This window comes from Cystobacter fuscus, from assembly GCF_002305875.1.
GTDB lineage: Bacteria > Myxococcota > Myxococcia > Myxococcales > Myxococcaceae > Cystobacter > Cystobacter fuscus_A.
Window position 1 is genome coordinate 7,290,387 of record NZ_CP022098.1, and the last position, 22,669, is coordinate 7,313,055.

The window sequence follows — 22,669 nt, forward strand, 5'->3', positions numbered from 1 at the left end:
GCCATCACCGGCGGCGGCGGCGCAGGGCCGCTCCCAGCGCTGCGAGCACGAAGAGCATCGGCCCCGACCCGGAGCTGGCGCACCCACAGCCAGACGGACGCGGCTCGTTCGCTTCGGACGCGGAGAGGCGCACGTCGCCCTTGCTCGCTTCGCCCCACATGCGGCGCTCGCCCACCAAGAGTGGCCGCGCCACGTAGCTGAGCGTCCGGGTGGCGCCACCCGCCAGCAGCAGCCCGTCCACCTGGAGCGCGCTGCCATTCCAGTGCGTCTCCACGGGCGCTCCGTCGAGCGTCGCGCTGCCCTCCACGTAGGCGAGCCCCTCCAGGTGCTCCACGTAGCGCGCCCCGCTCACGTCGCACGCCGTGGTGTTGGTGAGATCCACCAGCACGCTCACGAGTCCCGTCTCCGAGGCAACGGGCAGCTCGGAGCGGCGGCCCACCTTCACGAAGGGATCCACGGAGATGGGCACGTCGAACGACAGCTCCGTGCGCGCGGGCCCCTTGCTCGCCGTCACGCCCACCCGCACGACGCCGCCGAGCAGCGCATCCAGCTCCTTCTCCTTCGTGGCGAGCCGCACCGAGCCATCCGGCTCGGAGAGCTGCTCGAGCTCCAGGGCCGACGCATACGTCCAGGTGTAGTCCGGCGTCTGGCAGAACCCCGGCGTGGGGGTGACGAGGGACGAGAGGGTCATGGTCGCGCCCTGGCCACAGACGGCCTTCATCCCGTTCTGGGGTCGAGGCTCCAGGGACACGCCCCGGCCGGGCAACACCAGCTGGCGATCCTGCTGCTCCATGGAGCTGCCCGTGGAGTCCTCCAGGGTGGCGCGCAAATGGTAGAGCCCGCAGTCCAGGTCCGCCAGCGACCACTCGCCCGGCACCGCCACGCTCGCGGTCCTCGTCGGCACGTTCGCGTCCTCCGGCTCCAAGCGCAGATCCGCGCGCAGCTCGCGCTCCACCTCGCAGTCGAGAGGCGAGTCCACCCACAGCGTCTGGGCGCTCTCGCTCAACGACACCTGGAGCGAGTCGGGCTTGAGCGGCGTCCAGGCCGACTCGATGACGAGCTCGCGCTGGGAAGGCGCCCCGCGCTCGGTGCCCACGGCATTCGTGGCGCTGACCCGCACCCGGGCCGGAGGCTGACAGACGCTCGTCTGGAGCACGAGCCCCGTCGCGTCCACCGGGAAGTCGGTCACGGCGCCGCCCTCCTGCTTCTGGATGGAGAGCTCCGGCCCCGGCACCCGGCCATCCTCCAGTCTCATGTCCCAGGTGGTCACCATGCCGGGAAACCCGGGCGCGTTCACGCAGCCGTGCGAGCCCTCGGGGGACAACTCCAGCCGCGCTCCGGGGCGCACATTCACCACGACGCCGTCCGTGGCGAAGACGCGCTCCGGAGCACCCCAGGGCTTCTGGTGCACCGTGTAGCGCTGGAAGTTGGAGAGGCCGCCCTCGTCCACCACGTCGAGCTGGTACTGGTAGTCCCGGCCTCCCGCCTCGCAGAAGAAGCGCGGGGGCACGAGCGTGGCGCGGCCCTCGAGCTGCGTCGGCACCGGACCGTCCGTGGACACCCGCGTCCAGCGCTTGCTCGCCCATCCACAGTTCGCCGACGTCCTGTCCCCCACCGCGTGGAGCGTCAGGGGCGCGCCGCCCGCGACCAGCTCGCCCGCGAGTTGCCCCGGGTCCACCACGCTTCCGTCCGACCGCACCACCTGGGGCATCTCCGGGCGCGACGTATGCAGCACCCTCACCGGCATCGTCCGCCGGACCTCGTGCGCCGCCAGGCCGTCGGAGGCCGTCACCTCGAAGTGGCCCGCGTCCGTCGTCTGGCAGATGGGCCTCGTGGAGATGTCCATCACCACGGGCTCGCCTGGCTCCGCGGACATCGACTTCACCTCCCACGGGCCCGTGGCCGAGTACGCGGCGGTGAGCCGTACCGGATCGCCGTCGGAGTCCTTGCCCAGGAAGGTCAGCTGGAGGTTCTCGTCCTCCTCGAAGTCCATCGCCGTGACCACCCCGCCGTCCGAGTCCAGCACCGAGAGCTCGGGGCCCGCCTCATTGGAGTAGGTGAAGACGTTGTGCACCGTCTCGCCCGGAGCGGTGAGGACGCAGAAGGACGCGCCATGACAGGCCACCTGCGTCAGCTTCGCCGTCATGTTCTTCATGACGTCCGGTGGAATCACGCGCGGGCGCCAGAGGGTGCCCGCGCTCGCCTCCTCCGGCATGGGCAACGGACTCATCACCTGGCGGCTGCCATCCGCCCGCGTCACGAGGGCCATGCCGAACCCATGGCCCCCATCGCCTCCCCCCTCCACGCCCATGGACAGGGCAACGAGTTCCTCGCCCGGCTCCAGCGGCTGGGCCACGTGGAGCGAGGTGGTCGAGCCCTGGAGGAAGGCATGACGCGCGCCCATCACCGCGAAGGGAACGGACGAGCCCTCGACGGGAAACAGCGCCACCGCCCGCAGCGGGCCCACCGAGCCTCCGTCCGGATTGTCCAGGAACCAGGACGGCTCACTCTTGGGGTTGAGGGTGCCCCACTTGCCGTTGGGCACGACACTCGAGCTTCCAAGGAAGGAGTAGATCTTCGACCCCACCCGCGTCACGGCGAACGGGGCGTCCGGTTTCGAGGTCAGCTCCAAGCGCACCACCGGCTCGAAGGTGTCGGCGGGCACGTCGATGCCCGCGCCCGAAAGCAGGACCGTGTGTTGTTCGTTGCCTCGGGTCATCGCGGCGGCACCTCCGCCCGGCACCTGCTTCACGCGGTGAAAGCCGTTGTCCGGAGAGATGATGGACGAGCCGGGAGTGACGCCCCCGCACAGCCCTCCATCCGTGCCGCGCGAGACGCGCTGTCCGTAGTCGTCGATGCTCACGAAGCAGCCCGTGTCCGGCTGGTAGGAGGTGCCCACCGAGTCGTTCGCCCCGAGCCCCTTGAGATTGTGCGCCACGCCACCGTCCACGAACAGGTAGACGCCCCCCCCGCTATCGGCCAGATAGCCCAGTGAGAACGTCCCATTCCCCCACACGTCGAGGACGTCGTTGGGCCGCTCCGTCACGGCGGTCACCTCGCGCCATCCCGCGTGCGCCCGGGACGCGGCCAGCATCGCCAGCACCCCCGCCGCGGCCAGACACACGAGCCGCGCGCGCGTGCGCCACCTAGTAGGCGAACTCCGCTCGAAGGTAGAGCCTGTCGGCCTCATTCTGGGTCTCCTGTGACAAGTCCGCTCCGGTGAACCCCAGCAGGGTGTAGCCCACGCCCACCCGCATCCGGTCATCCACGCGCCAGGCGATCTCGCCTCGGAGCGAACCCAAGGATTCATGGTCGGTCGACACCGACCGCCCCGCGCCCTCCACCGCCACTTCCAGTCCGCCCACCACTCGCACCGAGGGGCGCAACGAGCCGGTGAACACCCATATCGCAACCTCGCCCCGCTTGCTGCGGCTCGCGTGCAGACCCGCCGCCAGCGCGAGGCGATCTCCCAGACGCACGGCCGGCAGGAGTGAAATGATCTGCTGCTCCCGCTCGCCAAACACCTGGCGCTCTCCGGGCGACAGCTCCCGGTTGATGCCGTAGCGCGCCACCACCGCGAAGGGCCCGGGCCTCCAGGAGAGGGCGGCGTACCCCTCGAGCAGCCGGGCCTCCAGACGCCCGCCTTCCCGCTCGCCCGTGCGGCTGAAGTTCATCCGGCCCGAGAGCGACAGGTCCTCGCGCAGCACGGCCTCCGCGGCGAGCATCGCCACCGTCTGGAGGCGATCCACCGACGCGCTGGAGCCTCGTCCGGGCGTGCCCCGCTCGAAGCGCAGCTCCAGGTGGCCCCCCAGCCGGAGGCGCTCCAGGACGAGCTGTCCGGACACCCCCGCCGCGTCCCGCCGCAGCGTGTCCGGCACGTCGAGCACGCCCCGCACACCCCGCTCGTAGCGCGCGCTCAGGTCCAGGGCGCCGAAGACGGTGCGCTGGAAGCCCACCGCGCGCGCCAGCCGCATGCCCTGGGTGTCATGGGAGGCGACGTCCTCCACGAAGACGCTCGTGCCGTCCGCCAGTTGGGTGCTCGCGCCGCTCACCATGCGGCGCGCGCCGAAGTCCGGCCCGTCCACGTCCACCGAATAGCCGCCGTAGTAGACGTCCTCGCCCCGCTTCCAACCACCCCGTACCCACGCGAGCGGCCCCAGTTCGGGCCCCCAGCCCCCGCGCACCCCCACCGTGGCGTCGCCCGCCGTCACGTCCGCGCCCACCGCGGCGAAGGTGTCCGCCACCCGGCCGAGTCCGTCGCCGTAGAGGCCCACCGTCTGCTGGTGGCTGGCCGACACCCTCAGCCAGTCGTTCACCCGGTAGTGCCCCTCGAGCCCCACCGAGGTCCGCCCTCCCTCGAGCAGGGTGTCCTCTCCGGGCAGCACGCTGGCGCGCAGGCGTGCGTCGCGCACCTGCACGCTCACGCCCCACCGCTCCCACTCGTAGCCCAGCCCCAGCCCCAGCGTGCGCGCCCCCACCTCCCCCGGCTCGAAGGGACGCCGCGGATCCGCCGTGAGGCGATCATCCCCGAGCAGCGTGAGGCGCCACGACCCCAGGGGCTGCACGGCGCGCAGGGAGAGCTGACGCGAGGACTGGAGATCGGCGTGGGCGCCATCGGAGAACCCCGCGGTGCGCCGACGGAAGGCCGCATCCACGGAGCCGCGCCCGAAGAGGCCCGGCCCGCGCACGCGCACGCTCAAGGCGTCCCCTCCGGCCGGCGCCCAGTCCAGCGAGGGCCGCAGGAAGGAGAGTCCCCCGTCATCCGAGACGCCGAAGGACGCCGGCGGCACCGCCGCGCCCTCGCTGCGCGCCACCTCGGCCAGCAGCGTGTAGGCGCCCAGGGTGGCACGCCCGTGCCCGGTGAGCAGTTGGTAGGCCCGCCCTCCCCGCGGCTCGCGCACGGCCGACACGGACACCCGTCCGCCCTTCCACTCGGCCCAGGCCTCGCCACCCACCGCGTCCGTGGGCGCGCCGGAGCGCAGCACCGCGTACTCCACGCACAACACGGGCTCCGGCGCGGCCGTCGGAGCGGCGGCGCTCCACAGCGCCTCGCCCGACACGAAGGACAACGGCCGCGCCAGGAGGATGCGCCCCGACACGTAGTCGATGTCGTAGTCCCGGTGCCGCACCAGGTGCCGCTCGGCGAGCGGCAACCCGGTGAGGCCATCGCGCAGCTCCACGCGCAGCACCTCGGAGCCCTCGGCCATGGGCACCGAGCCCAGGTAGTAGAGACTGCCGCCAGTGGCGCGCAGCTCCTCGTACGCGGGCTGCGCGGCGATGGCGCGCAGCGGATCCGCCAGACCCCCGGCGAAGCCCTTCACGCCCGCGCGCACCGGGCCCAGCTGCGCCGCCAGCTCCGCGTAGGGGCCGAACAGGGGACGGTGGTAGCGGCCCACCTCGCCCTCCTCCCATCGGGCCCGGTACGTGCCCAGGCCCACGCGGCCCAGGGAGTCATGACGCAGCTCCAGCCGCAGACGGCTCTCGGCCGGATTGGGGGTGAGGCCCACGGAGGTATCGCCCCACTCGGGGAGCACCCAATCCGGATCCGGCACCCGATCCAACCGGGGAAGCAGGGGGCGCAGCGCATCCACCAGCGGGCGCCCGCGCAAGGCGTCCACGTCCGTGTCGCGCACGTCCAGCTCGCCCACCAGGGAGAAGGGCCCCCGGTACGCCTCCACATGGGCCGAGCCCCGTCCCCGCAGGCGCACGCCCCCCGTGGACGGGAAGTACGTGGCTTCCACGTCCAACAAGGCCACCGCGAAGTCCCGCCGCACCGCCTCCACGGGCACCGTCATCTTCCAGGCGGGCTCGCCGGGCGGTTGCACCTCCAGGACGACGGGATTGCCGCCCGGGGCGAGCTCCAGGGGCAGCAGCGCGGAGCCATCCTGGCCCACCGTCACCTCGCCCTCGGACGAGCGCACGCGCGTGCCCGGGGGAAGCTCGGCGTTCAACGACGTGGGGCCACTGGCCGGTGGACGCTCCTTGCTTCCCGGCAGCCGCAGCACGCCGCGGGGCTCGGGCGCGCGGGGGATGACGAGCACGCCCACCTCGCGGGGCACCACGTCGACGCGCTGCTGGAAGAGGCGCAGCGCGCCCCCGGTGCCGCGCACCACGAGCGGCAGCACGTTCTCCCCAGGCACCAGTTGGACGCGGGCGCTCCAGTCGCCCCGGGCGTCCACGCTCGCGCTCACGCCGCCGACCATCACCTCCTCGTGCGGCTCCACGTGGCCCGCCAGGAGGAACTCCACCCCGCCCGGCACACCCCGCGCGGCGGGTGGCGACGCGTCATAGGCGAGCCGCACGGTGGGCGGCGTCTCGCCCTGGAGGCGCACCGCGAAGTCCTGGAGCACCCCGGCGGCCCAGGGCACCTCGAGCGTGACGGCCTCGGGCGAGGGCACGCTGTCGGCGGGCAGGGTGCGCGTGTCCAGGCGCAGGCGATGACGGCCGGGACGCAGGTGCAGGCCGCCCGTCGCGTCCGGGCCGCGCGCGTCCACCTGGGTGAAGTGGTAGCGGCCCTGGGCGTCCGTGAGCACCTCGCGGCCCGAGGCCAGCACGAGGCGGATGCCGGGCAGGCCCGGCTCGCCAGGGGCACACCGCCCATCCGCGTCCTCGTCGCGACACACGCGCCCGGTGATGGCCGCCGCCAGCTCCGGAGGCTCCTGCCGCGCGAGCTGCGCCCGGGCGGTGCCCGGCCCCGCCAGCACGCCCACCGCCGCGCCGAGCAGGAGCCCGCGCCTCAAGGACGCACCTCCACCATCGCCGTGACACCGGTGGCCACGTCCGCCACGGACACGCTCACGGGGCCCGGGCTCTTCACGACGAAGCTGCCGCGTCCCCCCTCCACCACCACCGCGCTCTTCTCCCCGGCGGACAACCAGACATGGGCCTCGCGTCCTTCCAGCACCCGGCCCGTCGCGTCCTCCATCCAATACGTCACCCGCGCGCCGTCCACCTTCAACCGCACGTTCACCGGCGCCTCGGGCGCCAGCCGCACCCGCCGCGTCTCCCGGGGCGCGCGCGGGGATGGATCGACGGGGAACACCGGCCCGCCCTCGGCCAGCACGTCGAGGGTGCGCCGCAGTCCCGGCCACCGCTCGTGGAGGATCTCCAGCCGGCCCGGGCGCGCGGGGCCGAGCACCCCCGTGCCATCCGCCCCCGTCACGAGCCGCGCGTCGCCCACGCGCAGCGGCTGCTCCGGCACGGGCAGGCCACACAAATCCGTCACGCCCGCGTACAGCACGCCCTCGTCCACCCAGACGCTCAGCCGCGCGGGCTCCGTGCCGACCGGGCCATACGCGAGCACCTCCAGCGTCGTCTCGTGCTCCCGCGCGAACGGCGGCAGGCTCCAGGAGAGCTCGACGACCCCCGGCGTCTGCTCCCGGGGGGCGGAGAACGTGCCCAGGGGCGAGCGCGGCACCACCACGGCCCCGGGCCTGCGCTGGCCGGCGGCGTCCCAGGCGCGGGTCGTCACGCGCACCGTCGAGCCGAGGTGCACCAGCGGCTCGGCCAGCTCCAGGGCGACACGCGCCACCGGCCCCTGCTCGAGCTGCATGGACAACTCCTCGCGCGAGCCCGCGCCGCGCTCCGGCCACGTGGCCAGCAACCGCTCCGGCGTCCCCGGCGGAGAGGCCGGCGCGGTGTAGCGCCACTCGAGCAGTCCCCCTGGCGCGTGCGTCGGCCCGCGCAGGGTGCCATGGCGGGCACTCACCTCCACGCGCGCCTGGTGCACCGGCTGGCCCAGCGCGTCACTGGTGGCGCACAGCAGCCGGGCCTGGGAGACGCCATCGGGGGGCAGCCGCTGCGGGTGGAGGACGCACGCCAACCCGTCCGTGGGCGGCAGCGCCAGGTTCATCTTCGTGCGCCGCACGTTGCCCGCCTTGTCCACCGCGCTCGCCAGGGCGGTGTCATGGCCGGGCGGGACGATGACGGGCAGGCGGAAGCGCCCATCCGCGGCGGCCTTCACGGGCCCGAAGTCCACCCCGGCGATGGAGACGGACAGCCGTGCGTTCGGCTCGGTGCGGCCGGGCAGCTCCACCGCGGCGGCCAGCGGCACCAGCACCCTGCCATAGGCGCCATGGATGGACTGGGGGTGGGGCCACGCCGACAAGGCGACGAGCACGGCCACCTCCGGGTAGCGGGTGTCCGGGAGCACGTAGCGGGCCGTCCAGGTGCCGGGCCCCGCGCGCACCAGCTCCTCCACCCGTCCCACGTTGGCCCGCAGCACGGGAGGTGCCCCGGAGTCCTCCGGCGTGCCGTCCGGCTGGAGGATGCGCACCGTGAGCCGCGCCTCCTTGTCCCGTCCCTTCACGGGCGCGGGCGGCTCCAACGCCAGCGACACCTGGGTGGCCGGCGGGCCCAGGGTGAAGTCGGCCTCGGTCCGCGCCTCCCCGGCCTGGGCGGACACCCGGACCCGCCGCGCGTCCGGCTCCGGGACGACGAGGAACGTGCGCAGCGGCGGCTGCCCGGAGCCGGGCACCAGGCGCGCTCCGCTCGCGGACACGGCGACGTCCTCGGCGGACACGAGGGTGCCCGAGGCGTCCCGTCGCGCCAGGGCGATGGAAAACCCCTCGGGCGCCACGGCCGCCGATGGCCCCAGGATGTCGAGCGTGTCCGCCGAGGCCACCGTGCCCGCGAACAGCAGGACTGACAGGAAACGGATCAGAGTGTCGGTAATTTATCAGCGTCCATGCCGCGCCCGAAATGCTATCGCCGGGGCGCGGCACGTTTCCCCACCCCACCCCCGCGTGGAGGCGGGCGGCGCTGGCCTACCTCCAGGCGACTCCGGCCTCGTCCCCCAAGCGCACGAAGTAGCGCGAGCCGCCCGTGCGGGCGCACCGGATGTCCAGGGGCTCCGAGCGGAGGTGCTCGCCCTGGCGGACCTCGGTGGGCTGGAAGGTGGCGTCCTGCGCCGCCACCTCGCACACCAGGGAGCCGTAGAGCCGCACCCGGAAGGAGCTGCCTTCCTGACCCCGCGCCTCGGCGGACAGCGGGCGCGAGCCCTGGAGCGGAACCTTGCGGGCCACACCCGCCGGCACCCGGGTGAAGTCGTGGGGATCCACCGCCACGCCCTCGCCGAGCCACACCCAACCGGAGGTGGCGGCCGGGCCCCCGTAACCATTGTCCACGCACACCACCCCCGTGCCATGGCCGGAGATGGGGGTGGAGACCGGCACCGACTGCCCGACGGAGTGCGTCACCTGGAGCACCCCCTGCAACTGGCGGTTGCCGGGCGTGGCGCACACCGTCTGCGCGCTCGGGGTGCTGGGCGCCTCGTGACAGTCGATCGGCAGGCGGAACTCGTTGGCGTAGACGTTGTACTCGCCGTTCTGGCGCATCGCCCAGACCAGACGCACCTGGCCATTGGCGCCATAGCTGATGTCGCTGAGCGACTCGCTGGCCGGGGTCTCGGTGAGCCGGTAGGTCATCCGCGTGCGCAGATCGTACAGGTGGATGTCGTAGTTGGGCGTCGGGCTGGTCGCATCCCAGTGCTCGAAGGCGATGAGCGGACCGCTGATGGAGGGGTTGGTGTCCGTGCCGGGCAGGGACAGGCGTTGGGCCTCCCCTCCCTCCAGGGACGTCCAGGCGATGTCCGACTCCAACACGCCATTGACCCAGGCGCGGCTCACGTACACCACCACCTCGCCATTGGTGTCCGGCTGCGTCTCCTCCCCTTCGGAGCCGGTGATCTGCCGGATGTGGTAGCCCGCCGACAGCTCGCGCGCCGCCCAGATGTCGCACCCATCCACGCTGGTGGCGCACTTCGACCACACCACCGTCCGTCCGTCCTCGCTGACGGCGGGGGTGCGGTCCACGCTCGCGTCGGCGGTGAGCCGGGTGAGCGCGAGCGTGTCCTGGTTGTAGACGTGGATCTCCGGGGAGAGGGCGTTCGGGCCGATGGCCACGTCCTGCCAGGCCACCGTGTGCCCGCCCACCGTGGCGGTGCGGCGATCCGTACCGGGCCGCGGCACGAGCTCCTCGGCCACGCCACCCAGGCGCACGTCGAAGCGGTAGATGTGGTTGGTGGCGTCGGTGGGGCTCGTGCGGGTGAACACCACCTGGGTGCCCTGGATGTCGGAGAGCGAGTCGAGCCCTCCCCCGGTGGGCAGGGGCAGATCCTCGCCCGTGGTCAGGTGGTGGTAGCGAATCTCACTGACGTCGCGGACCGGCTGGTTCGTGTAGACCACCCACTCGCCGCTCACGTGGGGATCCATCTGATCTCCCGGCGAGGTGTTGACCACCCGGGGCGTTCCCACCAGGACCCCCGCGGACTCCTGCCCCAACGCCCATACGGGAATCAGGAACAACAGGGCAGCAACCATCCGCGGCATCGTGAGGGACCTCCGGCTCGAAGAAGAGGGGACTCCCTGTGCCTCGGCTCAATCCCGTGCCCGGTGCTCGGGCACGTCCCCACCCCGCATTCATCTGGAGGACTTCGGCCCCTCGACTCGCCGTCTCCTGGCCTCGTGCTCCAGGGCTCCGACCTGGATTGTCCCTGTGCAGGAATTCCCGCTGAGGTGTTTGTTTTGCAAACTACAGACCACACCAACAAGGGTCAACACACTCATTAGAAGGACTGCACTCAAGGCGGTGGGGGAGTGGGGTCATTCCAGAGTCCTGGGTCGACGGTGACCGCCTTGGGCGGCGTGGTGTCTACCTGGAGTGCGCGTTGTTCCTCCTGCCGTAAACCGCCCACGGAGCGGACCTGGACTTGCACGGGGTTGGAGCCTTCCTTGAGGGTGAGGGGGAAGGAGAAGCGGCCCTGGGCGTCGGGAAGCACGCCCTCGCCGTTGGCGAGCACCTGGGTGCCGGGCTCCGTCTGTCCCGAGATGAGGACCTGCCGGCGGGGACGATCGGGCCAGTTCACCTTGAGCAGGAGGCTGGTGGGGATGGGAGTGGGGGCGGAGGGAGCCTGACCGGGGCGGACGACGGACTGCTGACGCGCGAGGACGAGGACGCTGCGCTGCTGGCCGGACAGTGTGGCCTCGCCCTCGAGCGTGGCCAGGGCGACGGTGCCCGCGCCGTTGTTGCTCACGGTGAACGCGCCGCCTTGCGAGCGGGCGACGGCGTCGCTGCCGGTGGCCGTCATTTCCAGGGCATGAGGGGAGCCGGAGCTGGCGAGCACCCGCGCCGTCGTCATGCCCTTGTCGAGCAACAGCCGCGAGAGCTTGTCGGTGAGCTCCGCCACGGTCACCTCGGTACCGGGCTCCATGCGCACTTCCACGGCCTCGCCGCCGATGAGCACCGCGTAGGAGCCCGCGAGCGTGCGCACCGCGTCGGAGGCGCGCAGGGCCTCGCCCACGCTGGCACCGCGCCACGCGCCACCGCCCCGGCGCACCTCGACGGTGCCGCGGATCTCCTGCAGCGTCAGCTCCATCAGGCGCGGAGGCTCCGGGACGGGCGGGGGCGCGCGCTGCTCGGGGACGGGCGCGGGCACGCTGACCGGGGCGGGGGCCGGAGCCTCGTGGAGGAAGAGGAAATAGCCCACGGGCAGCGCCGTGAGGATGGCGAGGAGTCCGACCAGGAAGGGCGCGCGGCGCCGGCGAGAGCGGGAAGCGTCCATACGGGACCGCAAGCTACCTCAGCCGGGGGCACGCGCCTCACGCCTTCGGTGGCCGCACGGTGAGGCAGGCGCCCTGCCCCACTTCCGTGCGTGGCTCGAGGGTGCCCTCCGCCCACCACCCGACAGGGGCCGCTTGCCTACTTCGCCGTCGAAGGCTCGTTCTGCATCGGTTCTTCCGGCAGGGGCCTCCTGACGAACCGCGAGCCCGATCTCCTTCGCGAGGTGCGCCGACTCCGCCCTGCCCCCGGACGTGGACAACCTGGAGCGTACTCTCGAACAGTACAGCCTCTACGCCGCAAGCTCGGCGGAAGGTGGATACCGCGCCAGAAGCTCGAGGAGGCGCAGGTGCTGGTGGGCAACCGAGTCTGGCTTCCCTTCGTCCGGGCCCGCAACTACATGCGCTCGCGACAGTCGCTCCTGGACTACTCCCTCACCTACCTCTACCGCATGGCCGAGCGGTACCGGGGTTGAAGAGGAACCGAGCAAGCCACATCACCTGGCAAAAGCCCGGAGCGCCTCGTCCCAGCTCATCCGGGAGCACCGCTCCACCCACCGCGCCACGGTCTCCACTCCCGTTCGCGCGGCCAGCGCCACCACGGCGGCCTTCTCGAGCGGTGCATCGAAACGCTCGCGCGCGTCCCTGGCCAGCTTCTGCACGTCCACGGGGCTCGTCAGGTATGCCACCGCCAGGCCTCCCGGTCGGGTGAGTGCCTCGTAGGCGCGACGCAACCGCTGGAACCCCTCCATATCCTGGTGAGGTGGGTGCCGCATCAGCGCGGCGAAATATGCGTTCTTGATGGCGATCGGGTCCATCGTAGGCGCCAACCCCAATACGGCGAACGGCTCTTCGGTCGTCATATCAGCTGCCCTCCTCCCCTTCTTCCGGAGAGACAACCTTCGGGAGGCTTCTCTCGGACTCCTCCGGTGGCGCCGCGCCCGCCGCGGCGGGCTTCTTCTTCGAGCGTGACGTACGGCGCGCCGTGGTGCTCGCGGCCTTCTTCTTCCGCGAAGCCCCGCGCTTGCGCAACCGGAACCCATGCTTGTGCGCCAACGCCTGCGCCTGCTCCACCACCGGGACATGGGGAGCGGGTAACTGCTCCGACAGGGCCCGCATGAAGGCCTCCAGCACCGGGTGGAGGTACTCGCAAGGAGTGTTCATCCTCCCGGCGGCCACCACCGCCTCGGCGAGTGCCAACAGATTGGCAGCATGGCGATCCAGCCAGCGTTCCAGAATGCGCCTGGCGAGCCCCTCCCGACCGGACACCGCCATCGTCCGGAGCGCCTCGATATGCCCCATGTTCCCAGGATGGGCCTCCAGGTACCGCACGGCTGCATCCCATGCCTCGGCGTCCGAGGAAGCCTGACGCACCGCCTCCTCGAGAAACTCCACCTGGTAGGTCAGCACCCTGGGAGCGAATCGGCGCCAGGTGCGCAGGCCGTTCCCGGTCAGCTTCATCGAGGAGTAGAGCTGCTCCATTGCTCCCTCCACCCCCATCAGCATCCGCTCCGCATCCTCCATGCTCCGCGCGCCGCGCAGCAGACGCTCCAACTGCTGTCCTCCCTTCTTCACCCGACTGCGGTCCAGCAGGATACGGACGGCGTCACTGAGTTCTCTCCGGAGCTCCTCGCTCGCGCCCTCCCAGCAGACATCCACCCATGACTCCACCAGGTCCGGTGCGCAGGTAGAAGCCACGCACTCGATCAACTCCATACGCTCGGAGGGCACGGCCCCACCCAGCCAGGACAGCAGGGAAGAGGCCTCCGTGGCGACCAGCCGGCCCAGGCCCTCCTGGAGCCACCCGGGTGCGTTTGGCGCCTCGGGGTTCTTCTCGCACCAGGCCAGGAAGGCCCGCGCCCAGAGGGGCGCGCTCGCGATCCGGGACAGCAATTCCTGATAGAGGCCCAGCGCCCGCGGCAGGGCCGCCCCCTCGAAGCGGAGCCCGGACACCGCCTGCACCACCCAGGACCGGGCCGACGGTTGGAGCGCCGCGGCCTGAGCCAGGGTACAGAGGGGCTCGGCGTCCTCGATGCGCGAGACGACCGGCCGCGCAAGCCCCGCGGCGACCACCCGCAGCGCCTGCAACGTAGGAGCGAACAGGGCCTCGGAGGCTCCTCCCTCCCGCACCGCCCGGGCCAACAGCGAGGCTGACTCCGAGAAAGTGGCGTGCCCCTCGCCCTCCGCCGCCCGGAGCCACAGCTCTCGCGCCGCCAGCTGTCCCGCCAGCTCCCATATCGCCCCAGCGACCTCGGTGGGTGCCGCTCGTGCCCACGCCTCGGCGCGGCTGGCGAAGACGGGGAAGGGCTCGAGCGCGCGCAAGGCGAGGAGCGCCTCTTCCACCTCTTCCAGCGAGCGGGGCGGCGGCGGGGAAACGCGCTGGCTCGGCGGTTCGACTCCCAGGATCGACTCCACCGGGGGCAGGCGATCGAGCGCGGGGGCGATGAGCTCCGGAGAGGGGCTCCCCTCGGAGGAGAGCCAGCCATCCATCGCCCTGGCCAGAAGGGGCGCATGCACTCGCGCCGGGTCGTTGAGGCGTTGCCACAGCCGCCGCGCGCGCCCCCAATCGCGGGCGCGGCCCGCCGCCCACACCAGTGGCCAGTACGTGGCCCAGGCCTCCTCTGGAGCCGCACCTCGCTCCACCAGGCCGGGCTCGGCGTCCACGCGCATGGCCTGGGTGCTGAGCATCCCCCAGGAGCCGCGGCGGTGCTGCTCCCGGACGGCCTGCCGGAAGAGGGTGGCACTGCTGGGGAGCAATTCCTCTCTCAGCGGCGGCGGCAGCCGCAATAGCGCGGACAGCATCCCCTCCAAGTCCCCCCGTTTCTGGTACTTTCGCGCCTCATCCAGCCACTGGCGGTGCTGGCGCCCGGTGCGGTCGTGCTTCACCATGACTCAGGGCTCCGGGGCTCCCGACCCATGTTCGAGATTGAGGAAGAAATCCAGGAGCGCCTCCTCCGCGCGCTCGCGCGCCACGCCCTGGGCCCGCGCGTACTGCTCGAGAAGCCGCTTCAGCTCGGCACGGGGCTCGGGAGGGAGCCGCTCGAGCAGGGCGTGCCCCTTGCGCTCCACCGCGCTCTGCCCTGGCGCCAGGGCGGGGACGGCCCTACCCACGTCCGCCACCGAGAGGGCCACCGTCTTGGCGTTCGTCGTGCCGGGCTGGCTGACGGAGACCTTCACCACCCCGTTGAGATCGTAGGCGAACTCCACCCGCACCGGTGAGTTCGCGGGCCGGGGCTCGAGCGGGAACTCGAAGGCCCCCACCCGCGTGTTCTCCGAGACCCGGTGCGACTCACCCTGAAACACCTCCACCTGGACGAGTTCCTGCCCGGGCACCACGGTGTAGAACTCCTCCACCTTCGTCGTCGGCAACACCGTGTTGCGGCGGAGGACCGGGGCGAAGGTATCCGGCGTGGCGCTCCCGATGTCGTCCTCTCCGGTGACGCGCATGCCCAGGCTATGCGACGCCACATCCACGAGGATGCGTCCCACCGGCTCGCCGGACAACATGCCGGCCTGGATGGCCGCGCCCAATCCCACGGCCAGATCTGGATCCACTTCCTCGTGGATGTCTGCTCCGAAAGCCTCCTCCAGCATCTGGCGGACCCGGGGGATCCGCGTCGAGCCTCCCACCAGGCATATCCTGGACAATGACTGCCCCTCGAGCCGGGCCTCCGCGAGGGCCTGACGGGTCAGGGTCACGGTGGACTCGAGCAGCGGCTCGATGAGCACCTCGAAGGCGCGCCGCCGCACCTCCATCTCGAGGTGGATGGGCCTGCCTTGCGCCTGGGTGAGGAACTCCTCCTTCACGTGCACGGAGATGTCCGCGGACAGACGGATCTTCGTCTCCTCGGCCAGTTGGCGCAGGCGCGCCATGGCCCGCACGTCCTCGCGAGGCTCCACGCCCTGCTTCTTGAGCTCCTCGAGGAAGAGCTGAACGAGCTTGTCGTCGAAGTCGTCCCCGCCCAGGTGGGTGTTGCCCGAGGTGGAGCGCACCTCACGCACTCCCTGGAACACCTCGAGCACCGACACGTCGAACGTGCCGCCCCCCAGGTCGTAGACGAGAAGGATCTCGGGCTCGGCCACACGGAGAGCCTCGGGATGCAACACGTGCTCATACAGGAGCGAGGCGCTGGTGGGCTCATTGAGCAGCCGCAACACGTGCAGCCCCGCTCGCTGGCCAGCCTCGAGGGTTGCGCGGCGCTGGGCGTCATCGAAATAGGCAGGCACGGTAATGACCACGTCACGCACGGGGACGCCGGTGGCCTTCTCGGCTCCCCGCTTGAGCGCGGACAGGATTTCGGCGGACACCTCCTCGGGAGACACCTCGCGCCCGGCGATGGCGTAGCGGTGGAGCGTCCCCATCTTGCGCTTGACCGAGCGGATGCACCGCTCGGGCCTCAGCATCTCGAGGTTGCGCGCCTCGCGCCCCACGAGGACACGATCGTCCTCGTAGAGGACCACCGAGGGGACGATGCGACTGCCTTCCACGGGCACGGCCACCGGGCGGCCCTCCACCAGGTGGGCGATGACAGAGTTGGTCGTACCCAGATCGATTCCAAAGACATGGCTCAAGGGGTATTCCTCACGATGATGGCTTCGCCCTCGCGAATGAGACGCTCACCCCGCAGGGCGGCGGCGCGAACCACGCGGGCAATGACGCCCTCGGCGAAGCTGGGGTGGGACTGAGTGCCGACAATCCGGAACAGGCGCCCGTCGGGAATGTGGCCAATGGACGCCAGGCGCGTGATCCCGGAGGAGGTCAGAAAGCGCTCGAGCCGGGCCGCCACTCCCATGAGTCCCGATGCGAGCGCCCCATCCGCCGCGACGCGAGAGGCCTCTTCGAGCAGATCCATGGCATCCAGGAACTCGTCCCAGGGGGGCTCGCGTTCCGAAGAGCCGCCCGACGTGGCGCCACGGAGAGAGGAGAGCGAACTCCTCAGCTCCGCGAATCCCCCTTCCAGCTTGCGCTCCAGATCCTCGACATGGAGGACCAGACGGGACTGGGCCCGGGAGGACTTCTGGACGGCATCCAGAAGCATGGGGCCCCAGGTGGAAGGAGACTCGGCAGGTAGCGTGGCCCCAGGGAGTCCGGGCCTTCCTGAACGTCCAATGAACAAGCGTCTCAGCCAGGTGAACATTGAATTCAACGCCGATCGTTTCCGACCGGCGCTCCATACAAAACAGAATCGAAGCCGCAGCTTCAGTTCACACACACCCATGCTGGTTGCCGCCCCAAACAGCTCGCCTCAACGCGAGGACTCCTCTCGCTCGTGCGGACGTATTTCCCAGTCTTCTCTCGATACGGGCATTCCCGGGACCTACTTTTCCCGTGGGTCTCTATGGCATGACCTCGCCCGTCATGTCCAGGATTTCCTCACCCGCTCTCCACCGTCAACACAGAACTCGCCAGCTCTCTGTCTGAAGGACGACCTGGGGCGTCACGTAGCTGATTGAGGACGCGAACGAGGCCGCAGCGGCACCGGGGCTGAATTCGTCGGATTCCGGTCTCTTCCCGAACGATTGCCGCGATGCGGCAAATCCTTCTTCATCAGAAAACGAGAAAAGCCCGGCCGGCTCCACTAGGGTGCGCCTCCTCCTACCCCAGAGGAACCCCCATGCATCGAGTGAAGCCGTTGATAGGGCCCGTCCTGTCGGCGCTGTTGCTGTGCGCCACGCCCGCGAGCGCGCAGATCGCCGCGGCCCACGTCTACCACAACCACATGCCCAACTTCTGGGCCTACTACGACCTGAGTCAGTACGCGTCCACGTCCACCGGGAGCCCCATCCGGTACATGTATGACGCGCAGGTCATCAACCTGAAGAAGAACCCCCCGTCCAATTACACATACTACCTGCCATCGGGCGCGCCCATGCCGCACGATGACCTCGTCACGTATTACTCGCACAACGCGAAGACGGGCGCCTACCTGTACTGGCCTCCGAGCGTCGCCTCGGACATGAAGACCAACGCCCCCACCGGCCAGGTGCACGTCACCATGTCCGGCGCCGTGGTGAACAATGTCCAGGATCTCGTCACCCTGAAGAACGTCCCCGGCTATGACAATGCAAGCTGGGGCTCCTCCTGGAAGGATCGCTACGGCACCCTGCTCACTCCCGCGGGCAACCGCACCCTGGACCTCATCCACTTCACCGGCCACCACTCCATGGGGCCCCTGGTCGGTCCGGACTACTTCCTCAAGGATCTCATCTACCAGAGCGCCACGCTCGCCCAGCCCTACTTCCTCGGTGGCTCCTTCCAGTCCTCCAAGGGCTTCTTCCCCACCGAGCTCGGCTTCTCCGAGCGCCTCATCCCCACCCTCTCCAAGCTCGGCGTGCAGTGGTCCGTCATCGGTGACAACCACTTCTCGCGCACCCTCAAGGACTACCCCTACCTCAACGATCCGGGCTCCGACACGCTCGTCTCCCCTCCCAACCGCGCCGATCTCCAGAACACCAGCTCCGTGGGCTCCTGGGTGAGCGCGCAGATGGCCCACGAGCAGCAGGTCATCAAGAACAAGTACCCCTTCGCCTCCACGCCCCACTGGGTGCGCTACGTGGACCCCGCCACGGGCGCCGAGTCGCGCATCGTCGGCATCCCCGTCAACCAGAACGGCTCCTGGCTCGAAGGCTGGGAAGGCGAGGCCACCGTCGACGTCGTCAACCTCAAGAGCTTCGAGGGACTCGTCCCCCAGCGGCAGTTCTTCGTCATCGCGCATGATGGCGACAACTCGAGCGGACGCGCCGGCTCCGACTCCACCTGGTACAACGGCCGCTCCGTCACCTGCGCCAATGGCGTGCAGTGCGTGGGCATCTCCGAGTACCTCGTCAACCACACCCCCGCCTCCACCGACGTGGTGCACGTCCAGGACGGCTCGTGGGTGGACACGCGCGACTCCTCCTCGGATCCCCAGTGGCACCACTGGAAGCTGCCCTTCGGCATCTGGAAGGGTCAGTTCCCCGCCTTCAACGCCGCCACCGGACTCAATCTCTCCCCCAAGACGAACCTCAGCGGCGTGCAGGAGGGCATGACCGTCTCGCTCGAGCACGGCTGGCACTACCTCGAGCGCAACTTCGCCCTGCTCCAGGCCGCCCTCAACTACGCGAAGACCGCCGAGCAGCTCTGGCTCGACGCACACCCCAACCACTGGTCTCCCACCTCCGCGCTGGACAAGCAGATCACCCACACGGGCAACCAGCTCAACCCGTGGATGATGTCCTTTCCCGTCAAGGGCGACGTGAACAACGACTGGGCGGGCGGCGCCAACCCCGCCGAGCTCGCCTGGTACTTCCTGCTGCCCGCCATGGACTCGGGCTTCGGCTACTACGACGAGAACCAGGACGACAACGTCAAGCCCACGCTGTCCTTCAATCAATCCCTCTACTTCTCCAAGCCCTACGTGCAGCAGCGCCTCGCCCAGGACAAGACGGGCCCCTCCGTCTGGTGGGCCCAGCGCTGGCCCTACAACCCCGGCAGCGCCAACACCGACAAGTCCGAGGGCTGGACGCTCCACTTCTTCAACAACCACTTCGCCCTCTACACCTACGCCTACGACGTGAGCGGCATCTCCTCCATCAAGGCCCGCGTCCGCGTGCACACCCACAAGAGCATCGACCCGCTCGACAACACCCACAAGGTCTATGATCCGGCGGCGCTCAAGGCCGCGGGTGTTCCCAACATCGATCCGGCTCGCGTGGGCGCCTGGGTGGACTACCCGCTCACCCGGCGCGACCTGAAGCCCGTGATGAACGGCGTCTCCTGGCAGCCCACCTACCTGCCCGTCATGGCCAAGGTGCCCGCGCAGGAGATCGGCGATCTCTACTACGTCTACCTGGGCAACTACCGCGACCAGCTCCTCGACTACTACATCGAGGCCACCGACAGCCGGGGCAACGTCACCCGCGGGGAAATCCAGTCCGTCTACGTGGGCTCGGGCCGGTACAACCTGGTGGGCGGCAAGTACATCGAGGACCCCAACGGCACGGTGCAGGGCACGCATCCCTTCCTCGTGGTGGACACCACCGCGCCCTCCGTCCCCTCGGGACTGACCGCGACGGCGAAGACGGATCGCTCGGTGAGCCTGAGCTGGAGCGCGTCCTCGGACAACGTGGCGGTGAGCGGCTATGACGTCTTCCGCGATGGCACGCAGGTGGGCTCGAGCACCAGCACGGCCTATACCGACAGCGGCCTCTCCCCCGGCACCCAGTACAGCTACACCGTGCGCGCCCGGGACGCGGCGGGCAATGCCTCCGCCCAGAGCACCGCCCTGAACGTCGCCACCCTGCCGCCGGACACCACCCCGCCCTCCGCTCCCTCGGGGCTGACGGCGTCGGGCACGACGAGCTCCTCGGTGGCCCTCGTCTGGACGGCCTCCACCGACAACTACGGCGTCGCGAACTACGAGGTGCTCCGCAATGGCACCCAGGTCGCGTCCGTCACGGGGACGACCTACTCGGATACCGGCCTCTCGCCGAGCACCACCTATAGCTACACCGTGCGCGCCCGGGACGCGGCGGGCAATGTCTCCACGCCCAGCTCCGCCCTGTCCGTCACCACCCAGACGGGCAACAGCGCCACCGTCTATTATTCCAACAACAACTTCGCCCTCAAATACATCCACTTCCGCATCGGTGACGGCGCGTGGACGACCGTGCCCGGCAACGTCATGGCCACCTCCGAGGTGGCGGGCTACGCCAAATACACCGTCAACCTGGGAGCGGCCACCCGGCTCGAGTGTGTCTTCAACGATGGCAAGGGCACCTGGGACAACAACAAGGGCAACAACTACCTCCTGCCCGTGGGTACCTCCACGGTGAAGGACGGCGTCGTCTCCAGCGGAGCGCCCGCGCTCGACACCACCCCGCCCTCCGTCCCCTCCGGCCTGACGGCGGCGTCCAAGACGTCCTCCTCCGTGTCGCTCACCTGGAGCGCTTCCACGGACGCCAGCGGCATCGCCGGATATGACGTGTACCGCGATGGCGCGCTGGTGGGCTCACCCGTCTCCGCCAGCTACACCGACAGCGACCTGAGTGCCGGCACGCTCTACCGCTACACCGTGCGCGCGCGCGACACCGCGGGCAATGCCTCCGCCCAGAGCACCGCCCTGAGCGTCACCACGAACACCACCTCGTCCACCTCCGTCACCTTCAACGTGACGGCCAGCACCGTCGTGGGACAGAACATCTACCTCGTGGGCAACCATGCCGCGATCGGCAACTGGAACACCGGCGCCGCCATCCTCCTCTCTCCGGCCAGCTACCCGAAGTGGAGCGTGACCCTCGGCCTGCCCGGCTCGACGGCCCTCGAATACAAGTACATCAAGAAGGACGGCTCCGGGAACGTCACCTGGGAGAGCGGCGCCAACCGCTCGACCACGATCCCCGCCTCGGGGACCACGACCCTCAACGACACCTGGAAGTAGCCCGACCGGGGCCTGGCGCGCGACGGCACCCGGCTTCGCGCGCCAGGCCCCACCCTCTCGAACCGTCCACGAAGCTCGGGGCAACCGGCCTCCGAGCCCTCGTACGGCCCGTTGCCCCCACGGACAGGCAGACAAGCCCGCGGGCCTCGTCGTGCGCTACCTGGACGGAGAAGAAGAGGAATCCTGGGACGGGGACCGCGAGGCGCCTCGAGGGGGCCCATTCCAAAATCAGGGACCACTCCTTATTTCTAGAACATCCCAGTCACGCAGGCAGGAGGAGAGCCATGGGGAGAACCTACAGTTTCGAACCCTTCGCGTCGCAGCAACCCTCGCAGACCTACAAAGGCTCGGGTCCCCGGCTCGGCAATGAGGAACACAAGATCGCCCTCACCAAGGAGGAGGAGAAGGCGGCCCTGCCCGACTCGCCCACCGGCTATGGACAAGCCCACGCCGAGACCGTGAAGCGCTACCGCGCCCGCGCGGAGAAGAAGCGCACGGAGCCCAGGGCCCCCGTGGCCAGAGCGAAGAAGGCCGCCCCCCAGGCGAAGCCCGCTCGGAAGGCGACGACGCAGGAAGCCACCGCGAAGGCCCCTGCCCGTCAGGCGCGGGAGGAGACCAAGACGAAGGCCCCCGCGAGCAAGAAGCTGAGCGCCACGGAGCTCGTGGGCAGCATCGGACGCAAGGTGGTGACCCGGGCCGCGATCGCGGCGAAGACGACCGTGGCGCGCGCCGTGAAGACCGCCACCGCGCGCAAGTCCACCAAGAAGCGCTGAGCGCCCGGTCGCCGGCAAGTCGCGGCGGGCGGACAGCATTCCGCCCCCGCCGCGCCATGGAGATCTAGACTGCCCTCGTGCCACATCCATCCGAGCAGAGCGCCCCGGCGGGACTCCGGGCGCGGCTGCACACCATCATCTTCGAGTCGGACACTCCGGCGGGCCGTGCCTTCGACGTGGGACTGCTGTGGGCCATCGTGCTCAGCGTCCTCGCGGTGATGCTCGAGAGCGTGGAGCCCATCCGCGTCCAATATGGGCAGGCCATCCGCGTGCTCGAGTGGTGCTTCACCGGGCTCTTCACGCTGGAGTACGTGCTGCGGTTGCTGTCGGTGAACCGGCCCCTGCTCTACGCGTTGAGTTTCTTCGGGCTGGTGGATCTGCTGGCCATCCTGCCCTCGGTGCTGAGCCTGATGCTGCCCGGCATGCAGTCCCTGCTGGTGGTGCGGGTGCTGCGCCTGCTGCGCGTCTTCCGCGTGCTCAAGCTCGCCAGCTTCCTCGGGGAGGCGGACGTGCTGCTCACGGCGCTCCGGGCCAGTCGGCGGAAGATCATCGTCTTCCTCGGGGCCGTGCTGAGCACCGTCGTCATCATGGGCGCGGTGATGTACATGGTGGAGGGGAGCGCCAACGGCTTCGACAGCATCCCACGTGGGATGTACTGGGCCATCGTGACGATGACCACGGTGGGCTATGGCGACCTGTCGCCCAAGACGGTGCCCGGACAGTTCATCGCCTCGGTGTTGATGATCATGGGCTACGGCATCCTCGCGGTGCCCACGGGCATCGTGTCCGTGGAGCTCGCCCAGGCGGTCCGGCAACAGGCCATCGACCCGCGCGCCTGCCCCGGCTGCGGCCTCGAGGGCCACGACCTGGACGCGCGCCACTGCAAGCGCTGCGGCAACGCCCTCTGAGCCGCGGCGTCTAC

Annotated in this window: 12 protein-coding genes and 1 pseudogene; 4 read left to right on the forward strand and 9 right to left on the reverse strand. The window is 70.3% G+C overall.

All coding sequences use genetic code 11. The features are described from left to right. Window positions 1–4 precede the first annotated feature (4 nt). From CYFUS_RS29620 to CYFUS_RS29640, 5 genes are all read right to left on the reverse strand, one after another. Window positions 5–3,124: an MYXO-CTERM sorting domain-containing protein gene (locus CYFUS_RS29620; RefSeq protein ID WP_095988281.1), complete on the reverse strand. Its 3,120-nt coding sequence runs from the start codon at window positions 3,122–3,124 to the stop codon at window positions 5–7. A 22-nt stretch (window positions 3,125–3,146) separates the two neighbouring features. Continuing rightward, complete coding sequence (locus CYFUS_RS29625) at window positions 3,147–6,740, reverse strand: flagellar motor protein (RefSeq protein ID WP_095988282.1); 3,594 nt, start codon at window positions 6,738–6,740, stop codon at window positions 3,147–3,149. Then, window positions 6,737–8,623, reverse strand: coding sequence for a hypothetical protein (locus CYFUS_RS29630; protein WP_095988283.1), 1,887 nt, complete (start codon window positions 8,621–8,623; stop codon window positions 6,737–6,739). The genes CYFUS_RS29625 and CYFUS_RS29630 overlap by 4 nt, the downstream gene beginning before the upstream one ends. A 142-nt stretch (window positions 8,624–8,765) precedes the next feature. Continuing rightward, entirely contained in the window at window positions 8,766–10,319 is a 1,554-nt protein-coding gene (locus CYFUS_RS29635; RefSeq protein ID WP_157758737.1) for a TolB family protein, read from the reverse strand. Window positions 10,320–10,579: 260 nt separating this feature from the next. Further along, window positions 10,580–11,560, reverse strand: coding sequence for a hypothetical protein (locus CYFUS_RS29640; protein ID WP_095988285.1), 981 nt, complete (start codon window positions 11,558–11,560; stop codon window positions 10,580–10,582). Window positions 11,561–11,821: 261 nt separating this feature from the next. Between CYFUS_RS29640 and CYFUS_RS54655 the strand changes: the two are divergent. After that, window positions 11,822–12,031 (forward strand): annotated as a pseudogene (locus CYFUS_RS54655) (hypothetical protein); the annotation flags it as partial. A 21-nt stretch (window positions 12,032–12,052) separates the two neighbouring features. On the opposite strand, the gene CYFUS_RS29650 reads toward CYFUS_RS54655, so the two are convergent. Genes CYFUS_RS29650 through grpE form a run of 4 tightly spaced genes read right to left on the reverse strand, consistent with a single transcriptional unit; the run spans window position 12,053 to window position 16,774 of the window. After that, complete coding sequence (locus CYFUS_RS29650; protein WP_095988287.1) at window positions 12,053–12,418, reverse strand: J domain-containing protein; 366 nt, start codon at window positions 12,416–12,418, stop codon at window positions 12,053–12,055. 1 nt (window position 12,419) lies between these two features. Beyond that, entirely contained in the window at window positions 12,420–14,444 is a 2,025-nt protein-coding gene (locus CYFUS_RS29655) for a DUF6109 family natural product biosynthesis protein (protein WP_095988288.1), read from the reverse strand. A gap of 3 nt (window positions 14,445–14,447) precedes the next feature. Beyond that, the gene (locus tag CYFUS_RS29660; RefSeq protein ID WP_095988289.1) at window positions 14,448–16,127 is read right to left on the reverse strand and encodes an Hsp70 family protein; all 1,680 of its coding nucleotides are present in this window, start codon (window positions 16,125–16,127) and stop codon (window positions 14,448–14,450) included. After that, on the reverse strand, window positions 16,124–16,774 hold the full coding sequence (gene grpE / locus CYFUS_RS54070; protein ID WP_332468299.1) for a nucleotide exchange factor GrpE: 651 nt from the start codon (window positions 16,772–16,774) through the stop codon (window positions 16,124–16,126). The genes CYFUS_RS29660 and grpE overlap by 4 nt, the downstream gene beginning before the upstream one ends. Window positions 16,775–17,170: 396 nt before the next feature. Here grpE and CYFUS_RS29670 point away from each other — a divergent pair, with 396 nt between their 5' ends. From CYFUS_RS29670 to CYFUS_RS29680, 3 genes are all read left to right on the forward strand, one after another. Continuing rightward, window positions 17,171–20,974 (forward strand): fibronectin type III domain-containing protein, encoded by a 3,804-nt coding sequence (locus tag CYFUS_RS29670; protein WP_095988291.1) that lies wholly within the window; start codon window positions 17,171–17,173, stop codon window positions 20,972–20,974. Between the two features lie 284 nt (window positions 20,975–21,258). Beyond that, window positions 21,259–21,747: a hypothetical protein gene (locus CYFUS_RS29675; RefSeq protein WP_095988292.1), complete on the forward strand. Its 489-nt coding sequence runs from the start codon at window positions 21,259–21,261 to the stop codon at window positions 21,745–21,747. A gap of 77 nt (window positions 21,748–21,824) precedes the next feature. Next, window positions 21,825–22,655, forward strand: coding sequence for an ion transporter (locus CYFUS_RS29680; RefSeq protein ID WP_095988293.1), 831 nt, complete (start codon window positions 21,825–21,827; stop codon window positions 22,653–22,655). Window positions 22,656–22,669 lie beyond the last annotated feature (14 nt).

Coding starts and splice junctions, on each gene's coding strand:
- CYFUS_RS29635 (WP_157758737.1), bottom strand. CDS start 10,319: ATGGTTGCTGCCCTGTTGTTCCTGATTCCCGTATGGGCGTTGGGGCAG.
- CYFUS_RS29640 (WP_095988285.1), bottom strand. CDS start 11,560: ATGGACGCTTCCCGCTCTCGCCGGCGCCGCGCGCCCTTCCTGGTCGGA.
- CYFUS_RS29650 (WP_095988287.1), bottom strand. CDS start 12,418: ATGACGACCGAAGAGCCGTTCGCCGTATTGGGGTTGGCGCCTACGATG.
- CYFUS_RS29655 (WP_095988288.1), bottom strand. CDS start 14,444: ATGGTGAAGCACGACCGCACCGGGCGCCAGCACCGCCAGTGGCTGGAT.
- grpE (WP_332468299.1), bottom strand. CDS start 16,774: ATGGGTGTGTGTGAACTGAAGCTGCGGCTTCGATTCTGTTTTGTATGG.
- CYFUS_RS29670 (WP_095988291.1), top strand. CDS start 17,171: ATGCATCGAGTGAAGCCGTTGATAGGGCCCGTCCTGTCGGCGCTGTTG.
- CYFUS_RS29675 (WP_095988292.1), top strand. CDS start 21,259: ATGGGGAGAACCTACAGTTTCGAACCCTTCGCGTCGCAGCAACCCTCG.